16 protein-coding genes are annotated in these 14,420 nt (G+C 49.9%); all 16 read right to left on the reverse strand.

The features are described 5' to 3' along the window. Positions 1-212 precede the first annotated feature (212 nt). Positions 213-1,517 carry an NAD(P)/FAD-dependent oxidoreductase gene (locus BSPA111_RS14740; RefSeq protein WP_183271890.1) on the reverse strand — a complete coding sequence of 435 codons (1,305 nt, stop codon included), beginning with the start codon at positions 1,515-1,517 and terminating at the stop codon, positions 213-215. A gap of 226 nt (positions 1,518-1,743) precedes the next feature. Beyond that, entirely contained in the window at positions 1,744-2,286 is a 543-nt protein-coding gene (ycfP, locus tag BSPA111_RS14745; RefSeq protein ID WP_183271891.1) for an alpha/beta hydrolase YcfP, read from the reverse strand. Positions 2,287-2,328: 42 nt separating this feature from the next. Further along, complete coding sequence (gene nagZ, locus BSPA111_RS14750; RefSeq protein ID WP_183271892.1) at positions 2,329-3,354, reverse strand: beta-N-acetylhexosaminidase; 1,026 nt, start codon at positions 3,352-3,354, stop codon at positions 2,329-2,331. 15 nt (positions 3,355-3,369) lie between these two features. Continuing rightward, positions 3,370-4,200, reverse strand: coding sequence for a thiamine kinase (gene thiK / locus BSPA111_RS14755; RefSeq protein WP_183271893.1), 831 nt, complete (start codon positions 4,198-4,200; stop codon positions 3,370-3,372). Beyond that, a complete protein-coding gene (lpoB, locus tag BSPA111_RS14760) occupies positions 4,178-4,774 on the reverse strand; it encodes a penicillin-binding protein activator LpoB (RefSeq protein ID WP_255459290.1) in 597 nt (198 codons plus the stop codon). The genes thiK and lpoB overlap by 23 nt, the downstream gene beginning before the upstream one ends. 37 nt (positions 4,775-4,811) lie before the next feature. Beyond that, positions 4,812-5,204 (reverse strand): YcfL family protein, encoded by a 393-nt coding sequence (locus tag BSPA111_RS14765; RefSeq protein WP_183271895.1) that lies wholly within the window; start codon positions 5,202-5,204, stop codon positions 4,812-4,814. A 4-nt stretch (positions 5,205-5,208) separates the two neighbouring features. After that, entirely contained in the window at positions 5,209-5,565 is a 357-nt protein-coding gene (gene hinT, locus BSPA111_RS14770; RefSeq protein ID WP_183271896.1) for a purine nucleoside phosphoramidase, read from the reverse strand. 148 nt (positions 5,566-5,713) lie between these two features. After that, a complete protein-coding gene (ptsG, locus tag BSPA111_RS14775) occupies positions 5,714-7,147 on the reverse strand; it encodes a PTS glucose transporter subunit IIBC (RefSeq protein WP_183271897.1) in 1,434 nt (477 codons plus the stop codon). A 301-nt stretch (positions 7,148-7,448) separates the two neighbouring features. Next, positions 7,449-8,243, reverse strand: coding sequence for a metal-dependent hydrolase (locus BSPA111_RS14780; RefSeq protein WP_183271898.1), 795 nt, complete (start codon positions 8,241-8,243; stop codon positions 7,449-7,451). Positions 8,244-8,253: 10 nt separating this feature from the next. Next, positions 8,254-9,261, reverse strand: coding sequence for a DNA polymerase III subunit delta' (holB, locus tag BSPA111_RS14785; RefSeq protein WP_183271899.1), 1,008 nt, complete (start codon positions 9,259-9,261; stop codon positions 8,254-8,256). Next, positions 9,261-9,899, reverse strand: coding sequence for a dTMP kinase (gene tmk, locus BSPA111_RS14790; RefSeq protein ID WP_183271900.1), 639 nt, complete (start codon positions 9,897-9,899; stop codon positions 9,261-9,263). Before tmk ends, holB begins: the two co-directional genes overlap by 1 nt. Continuing rightward, the gene (gene yceG, locus BSPA111_RS14795; RefSeq protein WP_183271901.1) at positions 9,889-10,911 is read right to left on the reverse strand and encodes a cell division protein YceG; all 1,023 of its coding nucleotides are present in this window, start codon (positions 10,909-10,911) and stop codon (positions 9,889-9,891) included. The genes tmk and yceG overlap by 11 nt, the downstream gene beginning before the upstream one ends. A 10-nt stretch (positions 10,912-10,921) precedes the next feature. Beyond that, positions 10,922-11,722, reverse strand: a complete 801-nt coding sequence (pabC, locus tag BSPA111_RS14800; RefSeq protein WP_183271902.1) for an aminodeoxychorismate lyase — start codon at positions 11,720-11,722, stop codon at positions 10,922-10,924. 237 nt (positions 11,723-11,959) lie between these two features. Further along, positions 11,960-13,201: a beta-ketoacyl-ACP synthase II gene (gene fabF, locus BSPA111_RS14805; RefSeq protein WP_183271903.1), complete on the reverse strand. Its 1,242-nt coding sequence runs from the start codon at positions 13,199-13,201 to the stop codon at positions 11,960-11,962. 88 nt (positions 13,202-13,289) lie between these two features. After that, positions 13,290-13,526 (reverse strand): acyl carrier protein, encoded by a 237-nt coding sequence (gene acpP, locus BSPA111_RS14810; protein ID WP_034456161.1) that lies wholly within the window; start codon positions 13,524-13,526, stop codon positions 13,290-13,292. Positions 13,527-13,681: 155 nt separating this feature from the next. After that, on the reverse strand, positions 13,682-14,416 hold the full coding sequence (gene fabG, locus BSPA111_RS14815; RefSeq protein WP_183271904.1) for a 3-oxoacyl-ACP reductase FabG: 735 nt from the start codon (positions 14,414-14,416) through the stop codon (positions 13,682-13,684). Between the last annotated feature and the right edge of the window lie 4 nt (positions 14,417-14,420).

The following is a 14,420-nucleotide window of genomic DNA, read 5'->3' on the forward strand; positions in this document are numbered from 1 at the left end:
CATCCTCCTGACGTTGCTATTGCTAACAATTTTGCAACCACAAGCGGGATTAGACAAATCAGACAAAGGATGAAAAGTGCGGAATCGTTCGGTGAAAACAGGTGTTTGAGAGAATTCCTAAGCGTGGTAAACACATTTGTGAAATTTTATGCTGCACTGGCATAACAAAAAACCCGGCCAGAGCCGGGTTTGTCTTTCATGCTGAATGCTAATTAGTGCAGTTTTAAACGTGGACGAATCACACGGTTAATGCTGCCCACCAGCATCATCAGGCCGGTTTTAAAGTAACCGTGGAGTGCAACCTGGTGCATACGGTACAGCGAGATATAAACAAAACGCGCCATACGCCCTTCGACCATCATTGATCCGCGCATCAGGTTACCCATCAGGCTACCAACGGTGGAGAATTTAGACAGCGAGACCAGCGAACCGTGATCTTTATAGATATAGGCTTTAAGCGGCTTATCTTTCATCTGCGCGAGAATATTGTCCAGCACCAGCGATGCCATCTGGTGCGCAGCTTGCGCACGTGGTGGCACAAAACCACCTTCAGGACGCGCACATGAAGCGCAATCACCAATTGCGTAGATATCAGGATCGCGCGTGGTTTGCAGCGTTGGCTCAGTCACCAGTTGATTGATACGGTTAGTTTCAAGTCCACCAATATCTTTCATGAAATCTGGCGCTTTAATCCCTGCCGCCCAAACCATCAGGTCTGCAGCAATGTATTCTCCGTCTTTGGTATTCAGACCACCCGCATCAGCAGAAGTCACCATAGTCTGGGTAAGAACACGCACGCCCAATTTAGTTAACTCGCTGTGTGCCGCAGCAGAAATACGCGGTGGCAATGCAGGTAAAATACGTTCGCCCGCCTCAACCAACGTGACGTTTAACGCTTCGTTAGTCAGACCTTTATAGCCATAGCTGTGTAGCTGTTTCACTGCGTTGTGCAACTCAGCAGACAGCTCAACACCCGTCGCCCCGCCGCCTACGATCGCGATGTTAACTTTGCCGCTGGCCCCCAGGTTTGCAGAATACTTAAGGAACAGATTCAGCATTTCGGAATGGAATCGACGCGCCTGATGCGGGTTATCCAGGAAGATACAATTGTCTTTAACGCCTGGGGTATTGAAGTCGTTGGAGGTACTGCCCAGCGCCATCACCAGCGTGTCATAAGGAATTTTACGTTCAGGGACCAGCAGCTCGCCTTTATCATCACGCAATTCTGCAAGTGTCAGGGTTTTGCTTTCACGGTTAATATCGACCACTGAACCGAGCTGGAACTGGAAGTGATGATTACGTGCGTGCGCCAGGTAGCTCAGTGCATCCACACCTTCATCCAGCGAGCCGGTTGCCACTTCGTGCAACAGCGGTTTCCATAAATGGCTATGGTTACGATCGATAAGCGTAACTTTTGCTTTTTTACCACGGCCCAGTTTTTTACCTAACTGAGTAGCCAGTTCAAGTCCGCCAGCACCACCACCGACAATGACAATTTTTCTTAATGGTGTAGTCAAAGTGACCCCCTTAAAATATTAACCAATTGTTAATTAAAGGTTATGTAAATAGCATTTAATTAACAACAAGTTAGCTAAACAAACTCACTAATATGACCAAAGAATAACATGGATGGTGTATTGGTCATACCAAAATTGATGTGCATCAAATTTTTATGCCGAAAAGATAAACAAAAAGGGCCAGCACATGGCTGACCCTTTGGTTTTTGGTACTTAATACACCGGTTTAACCCAGCGTTTTGAACGCTTTTATCCGCTGCAAGTGCGGTGAGATATTTTTGAATTTATGGGTCTGTTCCTGATCCCACACAATCTCATAGTAATGATGCAGCAATGCGGCGGCACGCACATTATCCAGCGACTCATCATTTCGGGACAAAATCGCCAAGCAACGATCGCGATTTTTCTCGCGGAAATTTTGCACACACTTGGTCGCAATATCGGTGTATTCCTCAGGACGATCGATTTTCCCTTCCATGTTCTCTTGTGGGAACAAATTCGGGTTAAAGATGACCTGGCGAATATCACACAAGAAACCGATACGCTCAGCCCAGAAGCCTCCAAGCCCAACACCGCAAATCAGTGGTCGTTCATCGGCACTCAGTTGCAGCATCTTGTCGACTTCTTTGAGTAGATGCTGCATATCGTGTTTCGGATGCAGCGTGCTGTAACTGATAAGCCGTACGTCCGGATCGATAAACTGGAGTTGCAGCACCTTTTCATGGTTACCAGGACTATTAGAGTCGAAACCGTGTAAATAGATAATCATTGCATCCTCACCACACGAATTCAGGCCGTTTGGCCTGATGAGTTAAAGACCCGCCTTGAGGGCTTGCCACTGTTCATGCAGCGCCTCAAGTTGCTGGTTTGCTGCTTTCCAACGCGCTGTCGACATCAGCTCCTGGCGGGTAAATGAACCTTTATGATACAAACCTGTAACACGCTCTGCTTTGACCGGAGACAGGTTATCTAACACGCTGACCGCGCCATTACGATTATTGCAGACCAGGATCATATCGCAACCTGCATCCAGCGACGCCTGCCCGCGTTCAGCGTAGCTCCCCATAATCGCCGCACCTTCCATCGATAAATCGTCAGAGAAGATAACGCCATTAAAGCCGAGTTCCCCACGCAAAACCGTTTTCAGCCAGTGCGGAGAACCACTGGCTGGAAGCGGATCTACATCGGTATAGATAACATGCGCCGGCATAATTGCATCGAGTTTATTCTCAGTAATTAAACGGCGGAAAATCTGCATGTCGTGTTCACGAATAAGCGCCTGCGCACGGGGATCGCGAGGCGTTTCTTTATGTGAATCCGCAGTTACCGCGCCATGCCCCGGGAAGTGTTTACCCGTCGTTTTCATGCCAGCCGCGTGCATTCCATCAATAAAACAGGAGGCCATCGCCAGCGCTTTATGCGGATCTTCATGGTAGGAACGCTCACCGATGGCGGCACTGATATGGCCAACATCCAGCACGGGTGCAAAGCTGATGTCGATATCCATGGCAATCATTTCACTTGCCATCAACCAACCCGCTTCCCTGGCCAGTTCGCCGCCCAGCTCCAGACCGTGTATCGCGGCAAAAGATTGTGCTGCCGGTAAACGGGTAAACCCTTCACGAAAACGTTGAACGCGCCCACCTTCCTGGTCAACGGCAACCACCAGACGATGGCGAGAAGCCTCACGGATTTGGCGCACCAGTTCACGTAACTGCTCAGGATCGTGATAGTTGCGGGTAAACAGAATCAGCCCACCGACCAGTGGGTGCTTGAGAATTTCACGTTCTTCGGCATCCAGCTCAAAGCCTGCCACATCCAACATTACCGGGCCCACATCTACCTCTCTTAATTAATCATTCCTTTGCAGACGGCACCACGCTTCGTCAGCAAGGGTTAAAAATGTTCTGTCTTGAGTTTGTTGCCAACGACATTCATACCATGATGCCATCAGCAGGATAACCCACGGCCGCCAGCGCCTGACCTGTCGGCTTAATTCATCTACCTGAATATGGCTCATTTGCGCGTAAGTGCGAATCAAAGACTCGCTATCAATATTATTGCCCGTAACGATGGCCGCAAGCTCCAGCGCCACGTCCCCATCGCCGGCATACTCCCAGTCGATGAGTTGGATACTTTGTTCCTGATACACCAGATTACCGGCATGAATGTCCATGTGCAGCGCAGCAAGACGCAGCGGTTTAGGCTCGCCCTGTTTTTTCATCTTTTTAAGCAACCGCAGCCAGGCCAAACTCCTTCGCTCCCGGGCAGCCATTTGCCAATAGCGCTCAAGTAACGGCAACAGATTGATTCGCCAGCCGAAACAGGGTTGATGGTGCAAATCATACAACAAGGAAGTGAGTGAATGCAGTGAGGGCAGCTCCGATTTTACTTCGCCGTTCAACCATTCGACGATTAACCACCCTTCAGCCAGGCAAACAGGGCGTGACCCGATTCCCCGAGAAATCCGAGTTAGCGCGCGATATTGCCGTGCAAGCGAAACACCCGGCATCGACGTTTCAAGCTGTTGTCGCGCAACATACTCCCGCGTTCCAATTGAAAAATAGACACTCCCACCGCTCAATCCCTCCAGCGGTGAAAAGCAACCGGCGGCCTGAGCCGCCGGAAGATACTTTTCAATGACACGTTGCAGTGACGAATTAATGGGTTTGTTGTACTGCACCGCTTCCTGACCAAATAATTTCGCCCGTCTGAACCAGCATCAACTGCATTTTCAGCGTCGGTGCATTCACGTTGCCACTGGCATTGCTGTACAGCACATATTGCGCGCCAACATTACGGGCAATGCCAATCGCTTTACTACGAGAGCCGAGACTATCTTGTGGAGATAATCCCAATTGCTGTTTTGCCAGTGAAAGCTGTTGGGCTGAAACAAGGGTGAATTTGCTGTTGTTCGCCAACGCACCGCGCAACGCTTCTGTCGCTTGACTGGTTTGCAGCGAGCCATTGGTGTGATTGTTCACGCTATCGACCAGCAGAACGCCACCTGCAGTCACGCCATCGGCCTGTAACATTTTGCCGACCATCGGCTGCATCGCACTGCCCCAATCGTAACTACGCACTTTTGGTGTGGCAGGAATTGTTGGTTGTGGCTGTTCAATTGGGCCAGGTTGAGTCGGCACTGTCGGCACCGTTGGAACAGTCGGTGGCGGCTCAACTGGCTGTTGCGGAACAGGTTTCACTTCTTCCACAGGAGCCGGAGCTTCACCACGATTAATACACCCGGACAAAATCATCGCCGCAGCGATAATTACCAGGTAACGATGGATTCCCTTAATCAAAATTCACCCCTTGTAAAGAGAGATAAAGACGAACTTTACGTGCGTCTGGATAACTGGCTATTGATGACACCGAAACACTAGATTTTGCAGGTATCGTAATCGTGCGAGGTTGCTCGAGAGGATGAATCTCCAGCCCTTTTACGTCATACCAATAAAAACGATAGCTGATGATGACCGGTTTAGACTGTTCATTATACAGTTGGCTGCGCGAAACAGTGGCACCGTTATCAGTTGAAATATCTGGTTTTTCGGCACTGATCCCCGCTGCAAGCACCGACGCTTCCATCACCAACGTTTGCCCATCGCTTACGGGAATGGCTGGTTTTGAACTGCATCCCACCATAAAAATGATGGCCAGTAGCATTAACAGCGAGCGAGTTTTCATCAACTTATCCTTTATGCGCCAGCATCGGCCCTAGTACACGGCCACCCAGCAGGTGCATGTGGATATGGTAAACTTCCTGCCCACCGTGGCGATTGCAGTTCATAATCAGACGGTAGCCGTCTTCTGCAATCCCTTCTTCCTCAGCAATTTTTGCAGCTACAGTCACCATGCGACCTAACGCCAGTTCATGCTCGGCGGTAACGTGATTAACCGTCGGGATCAGGATATTAGGAATAATAAGGATATGGGTCGGAGCCTGTGGTGAAATGTCACGGAATGCAGTGACTAACTCATCTTGATAAACGATATCAGCCGGAATCTCGCGGCGAATGATTTTACTGAAAATTGTTTCTTCGGCCATGACGTTACCTTTTTCATGAGTGGCGTGCTTTATGCGGCATAGCGTAAGAGTATGAGCGAGTTACACCTGCTCTTTCAACCTTAACCTGCGAATTATAGACGTAAAAAAGGGAGGCCAATGGCCTCCCTTAGTTCTCCCCAACGACTTCTTAGCTGTTACGGATCCATTCATCCATTTCAGTTTTCAGGTTATCGGATTTAGTACCGAAGATTGCCTGAACACCTGAACCAGCTACTACTACACCTGCCGCACCCAGTTTCTTCAGGCCAGCCTGGTCGACTTTAGAGATGTCGGCCACGCTAACACGCAGACGGGTAATACATGCGTCCAGGTTAGTGATGTTTTCTTTACCGCCGAAAGCTGCAACCAGTGCCGGTGCCATTTCGCTTGTTGAAGTAGTAGAAGCTTCAGCAGTTGCGTCTTCACGACCTGGGGTTTTCAGGTCCAGAGCTTTAATCAGCACGCGGAACACGGTGTAGTAAATCGCCGCGTAGCACAGGCCAACAATTGGGAACAGCCACAGTTTGCTGCTGTTACCGCTCAGCACGATGAAGTCAATCAGACCGTGAGAGAAGGAAGTCCCGTCACGCATACCCAGAAGGATACAGATTGGGAATGCCAGACCTGCCAGAACCGCGTGGATAATGTACAGGATTGGAGCAACGAACATGAACGAGAACTCGATTGGCTCGGTAATACCGGTCAGGAACGAGGTCAGTGCAGCGGAGATCATGATACCGCCGACTTTTGCACGGTTCTCAGGTTTAGCTGAGTGCCAGATTGCGATAGCCGCAGCAGGCAGACCGTACATTTTGAACAGGAAGCCACCAGACAGTTTGCCCGCAGTTGGGTCACCTGCCATGTAACGTGGGATATCACCGTGGAATACCTGACCTGCTGCGTTGGTGTATTCACCAATCTGCATCTGGAATGGAACGTTCCAGATGTGGTGCAGACCAAATGGTACCAGGCAACGTTCTACGAAACCGTAGATACCGAATGCCACAACCGGGTTCTGGTAAGCAGCCCACTGAGAGAAGGTCTGAATAGCCGTACCGATTGGAGGCCAGATGAAGGACAGCACAACGCCCATGAAGATCGCAGCCAGACCAGAAATGATCGGTACGAAACGTTTACCGGCGAAGAAGCCCAGGTACTCTGGCAGCTTGATGCGGTAGAAACGGTTAAACATGTAGGCTGCAATTGCACCAGAGATGATACCGCCCAGAACACCGGTATCCGCCAGGTGTTTTGCTGCGATCTCTTCAGCAGGTAAATGCAGAACCAATGGCGCAACGACCGCCATGGTCTTAACCATGATGCCGTATGCAACTACAGAGGCTAATGCAGAAACGCCATCGTTATTTGTGAAGCCTAATGCAACACCGATAGCAAAAATCAGCGGCATGTTGGCGAATACTGAACCGCCCGCTTCCGCCATAACATGAGAAACCACTGCTGGCAGCCAGCTGAAGTTAGCAGAACCGACGCCCAGCAGGATACCTGCGATAGGCAGTACGGATACTGGCAGCATCAGCGATTTACCCACCTTTTGCAGGTTTGCAAATGCATTCTTAAACATAATTGAGAGTGCTCCTGAGTATTTGTGCTTTTTTTACGCGTTATGCGCATCGGACTGGGGGGAGATCCGGTCCATATACAGGCATCTGAAGTGCCTTTTGATTTATTACGCAGAGTAAAATAAATCAGCGAAAGTTTGTTTGACGGCTATCACGTTTCTCTAATAGCCCTGTGAAAAACTTTCATAAGTTTACAAAACGCGTTTCTAAACGTAACAAAAAAGGCCTGCACCGCCCTTTTTGTGGCGGTGCACTTTACTCGCTTCGTTTATTAATTACGAGCTTTAAAATAACTTAGGTTTATCAGGCGGATTGCAAGCGCGACGCAGGAATATGGAACAGAGTGGCGAAGTTTTTTGTCGTCACAACGGCCAATTCCTCAAGAGAAACACCTTTCAGCACCGCCATATATTCCGCCACATCGCGCGTCATTGCCGGTTGGTTTTCCTTACCACGGTGTGGCACTGGCGCAAGGTAAGGTGAATCTGTCTCCACCAATATGCGGTCCAGTGGCACATAACGCGCCGCTTCCCTGAGTTGTTCAGCATTGCGGAAGGTCACAATGCCGGAGAAAGAGATGTAAAAACCCATATCGAGCAATTTTCCAGCAGTTTCTCTGTCTTCTGTAAAACAGTGTAGTACCCCACCGCAGTCTGTCACTTTCTCTTCATGCAGAATCGACAGCGTATCGGCGCGCGCATCTCGGGTATGAACAATTACCGGCTTATTAAGTTCACGACCAATCTGGATGTGATGACGGAACGACTCCTGCTGGCGAGGTTTGGTTTCAGGGGTATAGAAATAATCCAGACCCGTTTCCCCTAACGCCACAACGCCGGGATCGGCAGCCAGGCGGCGCAGTTCCTCGACATCATATTCTTCGTCCTGATTCAGTGGATGCACACCACACGAATAAGCGACATTCTGGCGCTCGCCAACCAGCTGGCGCATATTGCGATAACCGTCGAGCGTCGTGGCAACCGCAAGACAGAACTTCACATCGCGTGCTGCGGCTTTTTCCAGTACGTCATCAACGCTTTTATGCAGGGATTGATAATCGAGGCCATCAAGATGGCAATGTGAGTCAACCAGGAACATACAGATACTCTTAAAGATGGAAGGAAGGAAGGACTGCACCGGGTTGCATTAAACGCTCCCAGGTGAGTAATTGTTCAGTCAGGAGTAATTCACGATTCACGCCCACAACGCTTAGCAATGCTTCACGGCAGGCAAACCAATTGTGCAAAATGGCCTGGAGTATCGCCGGTGTTGCGCTATTGGCAAGATTTGCGACCAATGCTTGTTGATCATCATTAGTCAGCCAGGGCGTTGCGCCTTGCTGCCATTTTAGTGCATCCACCAACACAGAGCATAACCAGTGGATGCGAACGGTAGCATCATCACTGTTGAGCGCGGGCAACAACCCCAGCATATTCCTGGTCGCGCAAGCTTCATTAAGTTTTTCGCACAACGTCTGGCGATGTTTCCACTGCTCAGGTTGAAGCAACGCCAGGGCGCCTGCAGGGGCACCAGAACTCAAACGCAGCGCAGCACGTATTTGCTCACGGTCCAGAGAGATTTCTCGAGCAAGCCAGGCCTGCGCAAAAGTTTCATCGGGTGGTGTCAGATACCAGTACAAACAACGGCTGCGTAACGTGGCGGGTAAACGCGCCGGTTCGCGACACCCGAGGAAGAACCAGGTATTCGCGGGTGGCTCCTCGAGGGTTTTCAGCAGCGCATTCGCCGCCGCTTCAGTGAGAAGCCCTGCATCTTCCAGCCAAACGACTTTTGCCCCACCCTGTTGGGCGTGACTGTACAGCTTTTCAGTTATCTCACGAATAGCATCGATGCCAAGACTGGATTTACCCTTTTCAGGTGCGACCACGTAGCTGTCAGGGTGTGTTCCAGCCTGCATCAACTGGCAACTGCGGCATTGACCACAGCTTTTGGTGCCTTGTGGTTGCTGGCACATCAACCAGCGCGTGAGTGCGTAGATTAATGCGTCATCACCCATGCCGGATAATGAATGAAGCAGCAATGCATGGTGCCCGCGCCCAGCCTGATACTGGCTGAGAATTTGTTCAAAGGGCGCGCGTAGCCATGGATACCATTTCATTACACCAACCCCTTAGCCCACTCAAGCACAGCGTTCCTCACATCTCGCGAAACCTCATCCAGCGTTTGTGTCGCATTAATGGTATGAATGCGGCTGTCGCTTGCAGCAAGTTCCAGATAACGGGCACGAGTGCGATTAAAGAAGTCGATAGATTCCTGCTCAATTCGGTCGAGTTCACCACGGGCACGGGCACGGGTGAGGCCAACTTCCGGCGTGACATCAAGATAAATCGTCAGATCAGGATAAAAATCACCCAGCACGGTATCACGCAGCGCCATGAGTAATTTTTGATCAATACAACGACCGCCCCCCTGATAAGCTTGAGTAGAAAGGTCATGCCTGTCGCCAATGACCCACGCGCCACGCGCCAGTGCCGGTTTGATAACCGTTTCAACGAGCTGCACACGCGCCGCGTAAAACATCAGCACTTCAGCTTTATCAGTCACGATTTCATCGCCGATGCCTTTGTTGTTTAGCGTCAACTCACGCAATCTTTCCGCAAGTGGAGTACCGCCGGGTTCACGAGTGAAGACCAACTCGGTAATCCCCAGCTCTTTTAAGGTCGCAACCACCACGTTATGCGCGTTAGTTTTCCCTGCTCCTTCGAGCCCTTCGATGACGATAAATTTACTGACCATTCTTGTCCTTCAGTGCTTTGAGATACACCTGCACAGCCTGATTGTGGCCTGCAAGGTTGGTATTAAATGTATGACCGCCCTTTCCATCTGCGACAAAATAGAGATACGGCGTTTTTGCTGGATGAGCAGCGGCTTGTAATGAGGCGTCACCTGGAATAGCAATGGGACCTGGCGGCATGCCGCTAATGACATAGGTATTATAGGCCGTCGGCGTTTCCAGATCTTTTCGCGACAGCTTACCATTATAGCTCTCACCCATACCGTAAATTACCGTTGGGTCGGTTTGTAAACGCATGCCGATGCGTAAACGGTTAATGAACACAGACGCAACCTGATCACGTTCCTGCGCCACGGCGGTTTCTTTCTCAATAATCGAGGCCATGGTGACTAAATCGTTTTGCGTTTTGTATGGCAGTCCGTCTTTTTTGCCATCCCATGCAGCCTGTACAGCTTTCACCATTCGCTGATGCGCACGTTTTAGCAATGCAACGTCCGTGGTATTCGCGGTGTACAACCAGGTATCGGGGAAGAACCAGCCTTCAACCCATTCAGGGTGCTCAAGCTTTAACGCTTCGGCAATGGTGGCGTAGCTGTCGTCCTTGAGCGTGTGCTGGATAAACGGTGCTTCGCGCAGCTGTTTTAGCCAGTCACTCAGACGAGTCCCTTCAACAAATCGAATTGGAAACTGAGCTTCTTTACCACTGGCTAACAGTTTGAGCATATCCCGAACCGTCATTTGCGGGGTAAAACGGTAAGTCCCCGCTTTAAAATTAGCGAGATCAGGCTCAACTTTAAGCAACCACTGGAATACGCGTGGGCGATTGAGCAATTTTTCTTCATACAACTGTTTACCCAGTGCCAGGCGACCCGTACCAGGCTTGAGCGTAAATATGGTTTCTTGCTGAATAGTCAGATGACTGTTGGCGAGTTGACGGACTTTATATAAGCCAACGCCTGCCGCTACACCCAGCACCACTAACAACAGCAGAAAGAAACGTAGCATCTTTTTCATTGGTAATTGATTACTCACAAAGTGGTGCTAAAAATTGATAAAGCTCTCGAGAATTAAATCGCCAGGATTCAGCCTGGTTCACAGGAATAATGGGCATCAACGCATTGCAAATCAGCACTTCGTCAGCCGCACCCAAACTGTCCAGCCTTTCTCGTACCTCGGTTACCTGCCATGATGAATCAGCCAGACAGGCGATAATATGCTGACGCATGGTGCCATTTACACCAGATTTATCTACATACGGCGTAAAAACCTGCGAACCTTTACGCCAGAATAAATTAGCGGCACAGCATTCCGTAAGCCACCCATCGCTGTCAAGAACCAGGGCTTCCTGCGCAGGCGTCTGTTCAAGATGCGTACGAATCAGCACTTGTTCCAGTCGATTCAGGTGTTTAATTCCGGCAAGATGTGGATTGATGCCAAGTTGGATCGGGCTTAGCGCAAGGCTTATGCCTTGTTCGCGCCATTGAGTATAAAAATCAGGATATGCAGACAGGGTTAACAGGCGTGTCGGTTGCAGGCAATTCGCCGCGCTATAACCGCGCCCACCGCTGCCGCGTGTAATCATCACTTTCAACACGGCTTGCTGTTCAGCCGCCGCCAGTTGTTGCATTTCTGTTTCCAGCAATGACCAGTCGACAAAAGGGATCAGGAGTTTTTCACAGCCTTGTTGTAAACGGCCAATATGCTGTTCCAAAAAACGAACGTTGCCTGCACTCACCCGCGCAGTGGTAAAACAACCATCGCCAAATTGCACGGCACGATCGTTGGCCGGTAAATTGTCTGTTAGCTCGCCATTGATTAAATACATATCAACTCCACAATGCTTTGTGAGTTAAGAGTGCCAGTGCGGAAGAGATGCTGCAAGGGAGGAGAATTGAGATGTATATACCCCAAATAATTCGAGTTGTATCACGGCGGCAAGTGAAAGAGTCCCGATGAGCTTACTAAAGTAAGTGATTCGGGCGAGAGAGCGCAGCCAACAATGAGACAACTTGAAGTATGACGGGTATAAAGGGCCCGCACGCGAGCCCTTTATATAGACGGTTTAGATCTTCTTGAAGATCAGAGAACCGTTTGTACCACCAAATCCGAAGGAGTTACACAACGTGTATTCCATACCTTTCACCTGGCGCGCTTCATGCGGAACAAAGTCCAGATCGCAGCCTTCGTCAGGGTTATCAAGGTTGATAGTTGGTGGAATCGCCTGATCGCGCAAAGCAAGGATGGAGTAAATTGACTCTACTGCCCCAGCAGCGCCTAACAGGTGACCGGTCATAGACTTGGTTGAGCTTACCAGAACGCGGTATGCATCTTCCCCGAAAATAGTCTTAACCGCTTGCGTTTCAGCTTTATCACCAGCAGGAGTGGAAGTGCCATGCGCGTTCACATAACCTACCATCGCTGGTGTAATACCTGCATCACGCAGTGCGTTTTCCATGGCCAGTGCAGCACCAGCACCGTTTTCTGGCGGTGAAGTCATGTGGTAAGCATCGCTGCTCATACCAAAACCAACGACTTCTGCATAGATTTTCGCGCCACGCTTCTTAGCATGTTCGTACTCTTCGAGTACCATCATGCCCGCACCATCACCCAGTACAAAACCATCACGGTCTTTATCCCATGGGCGGCTTGCCGCTTGTGGGTTTTCGTTGCGGGTAGAAAGTGCACGCGCAGCACCAAAGCCACCCACGCCCAGCGGAGTACTGGCTTTCTCTGCACCACCTGCAAGCATCGCGTCTGCATCACCGTAGGCGATCATACGCGCGGCCTGGCCGATGTTATGCACACCAGAAGTACACGCTGTAGCAATGGAAATGCTTGGACCGCGAAGGCCAAACATAATGGTCAGGTGACCTGCCACCATATTCACAATAGTAGACGGAACAAAGAATGGGCTGATCTTACGTGGACCACCGTTAACCAACGAGGAGTGGTTCTCTTCGATAAGACCCAGACCACCGATACCCGAGCCAATTGCAGCACCGATACGGATTGCATTCTCTTCTGTTACTTCCAGACCAGAATCCAGCATGGCCTGGTGGCCAGCAACAATTCCATATTGAATGAAGGCATCCATTTTGCGCTGTTCTTTGCGCGAAATGATGTCGTCACAGTTAAAATCCTTTACTAAGCCAGCAAATTTCGTTGCATAGGCGGTAGTATCGAAATGGTCGATTAGGCTGATGCCACTCTGACCGGCAAGGAGAGCTTTCCAGGTAGACTCTACGGTATTGCCGACAGGAGACAACATGCCCAGTCCGGTCACAACTACACGACGCTTAGACACGTTTGTCCTCCAGGGAGGGAAAAAAATAAAACTTGTGGGACAATTAGATAAAACTCAGGCGGTCGAATGACCGCCTGGAGATGTTCACTTACGCCTGGTGACCGTTGATGTAATCAATGGCAGCCTGAACGGTGGTGATTTTCTCAGCTTCTTCGTCCGGAATCTCAGTATCAAACTCTTCTTCCAGAGCCATTACCAGCTCAACAGTGTCAAGAGAATCAGCACCCAGGTCCTCTACGAAGGAAGCGGAGTTGATAACTTCTTCCTGCTTAACGCCCAGTTGTTCGCCGATAATTTTCTTAACGCGTTCTTCGATAGTGCTCATACTCTTAAATTTCCTATCAAAACTCGCTTTCGCGATGGTTTTCGTAGTGTATAAAATGTTGAAAAAGATGCAACTAAATCCCGGCAGGTCATACCACGATTTTACGCTATTTTGCGGGCATTCGCCCAAATAACGCAAATAGTTTTATATCGTGGTTAAACCATATACATTCCGCCATTGACGTGCAGGGTCTCACCAGAGATGTAACCCGCCTCGTCAGAGGCTAAAAATGCAACAGCACTGGCGATTTCTTTTGCGTCGCCTAAACGACCCGCTGGAACTTCCGCCAGTATACCCGCACGCTGTTCATCAGAAAGCGCACGCGTCATGTCCGTTTCAATAAAGCCCGGAGCAACAACGTTTACAGTAATACCACGTGACGCAACTTCACGCGCCAGTGATTTACTGAAGCCAATCAGACCCGCTTTCGCCGCAGCGTAGTTTGCCTGACCAGCATTTCCCATGGTACCAACCACGGAACCAATAGTGATAATACGACCATGACGCTTTTTCATCATAGCGCGCATTACCGCTTTTGACAGACGGAAAACTGATGACAGATTGGTTTCGATGATATCGTTCCATTCGTCATCTTTCATGCGCATTAACAGATTATCACGAGTGATACCGGCATTATTGACCAGAATGTCAACTTCGCCAAATTCTGCGCGAATATTTCCTAAAACAGCGTCGATAGAAGCTGGATCGGTTACATTCAGCATGTAGCCTTTGCCGTTTTCGCCCAGATAATCACTGATCGCCTGCGCACCGCTTTCGCTGGTTGCAGTGCCGATAACTTTCGCACCACGGGCCACTAAGGTCTCCGCGATCGCGCGGCCAATACCGCGGCTTGCACCGGTTACCAGCGCAATTTTTCCTTCAAAACTCATGGGT

Origin of the sequence: Buttiauxella sp. A111 (genome assembly GCF_014189855.1) — a bacterium.
Taxonomy (GTDB): domain Bacteria; phylum Pseudomonadota; class Gammaproteobacteria; order Enterobacterales; family Enterobacteriaceae; genus Buttiauxella; species Buttiauxella selenatireducens.

Bases quoted from the DNA above. Each gene is read 5' to 3' on its own strand.
- BSPA111_RS14765 (WP_183271895.1), bottom strand. From the start codon at position 5,204: ATGAAAACTCGCTCGCTGTTAATGCTACTGGCCATCATTTTTATGGTG.
- BSPA111_RS14780 (WP_183271898.1), bottom strand. From the start codon at position 8,243: ATGTTCCTGGTTGACTCACATTGCCATCTTGATGGCCTCGATTATCAA.
- ptsG (WP_183271897.1), bottom strand. From the start codon at position 7,147: ATGTTTAAGAATGCATTTGCAAACCTGCAAAAGGTGGGTAAATCGCTG.
- tmk (WP_183271900.1), bottom strand. From the start codon at position 9,899: ATGGTCAGTAAATTTATCGTCATCGAAGGGCTCGAAGGAGCAGGGAAA.
- yceG (WP_183271901.1), bottom strand. From the start codon at position 10,911: ATGAAAAAGATGCTACGTTTCTTTCTGCTGTTGTTAGTGGTGCTGGGT.
- lpoB (WP_255459290.1), bottom strand. From the start codon at position 4,774: ATGATTTTGTCCGGGTGTATTAATCGTGGTGAAGCTCCGGCTCCTGTG.
- hinT (WP_183271896.1), bottom strand. From the start codon at position 5,565: ATGGCCGAAGAAACAATTTTCAGTAAAATCATTCGCCGCGAGATTCCG.
- pabC (WP_183271902.1), bottom strand. From the start codon at position 11,722: ATGTATTTAATCAATGGCGAGCTAACAGACAATTTACCGGCCAACGAT.
- ycfP (WP_183271891.1), bottom strand. From the start codon at position 2,286: ATGATTATCTATTTACACGGTTTCGACTCTAATAGTCCTGGTAACCAT.
- fabG (WP_183271904.1), bottom strand. From the start codon at position 14,416: ATGAGTTTTGAAGGAAAAATTGCGCTGGTAACCGGTGCAAGCCGCGGT.
- acpP (WP_034456161.1), bottom strand. From the start codon at position 13,526: ATGAGCACTATCGAAGAACGCGTTAAGAAAATTATCGGCGAACAACTG.
- holB (WP_183271899.1), bottom strand. From the start codon at position 9,261: ATGAAATGGTATCCATGGCTACGCGCGCCCTTTGAACAAATTCTCAGC.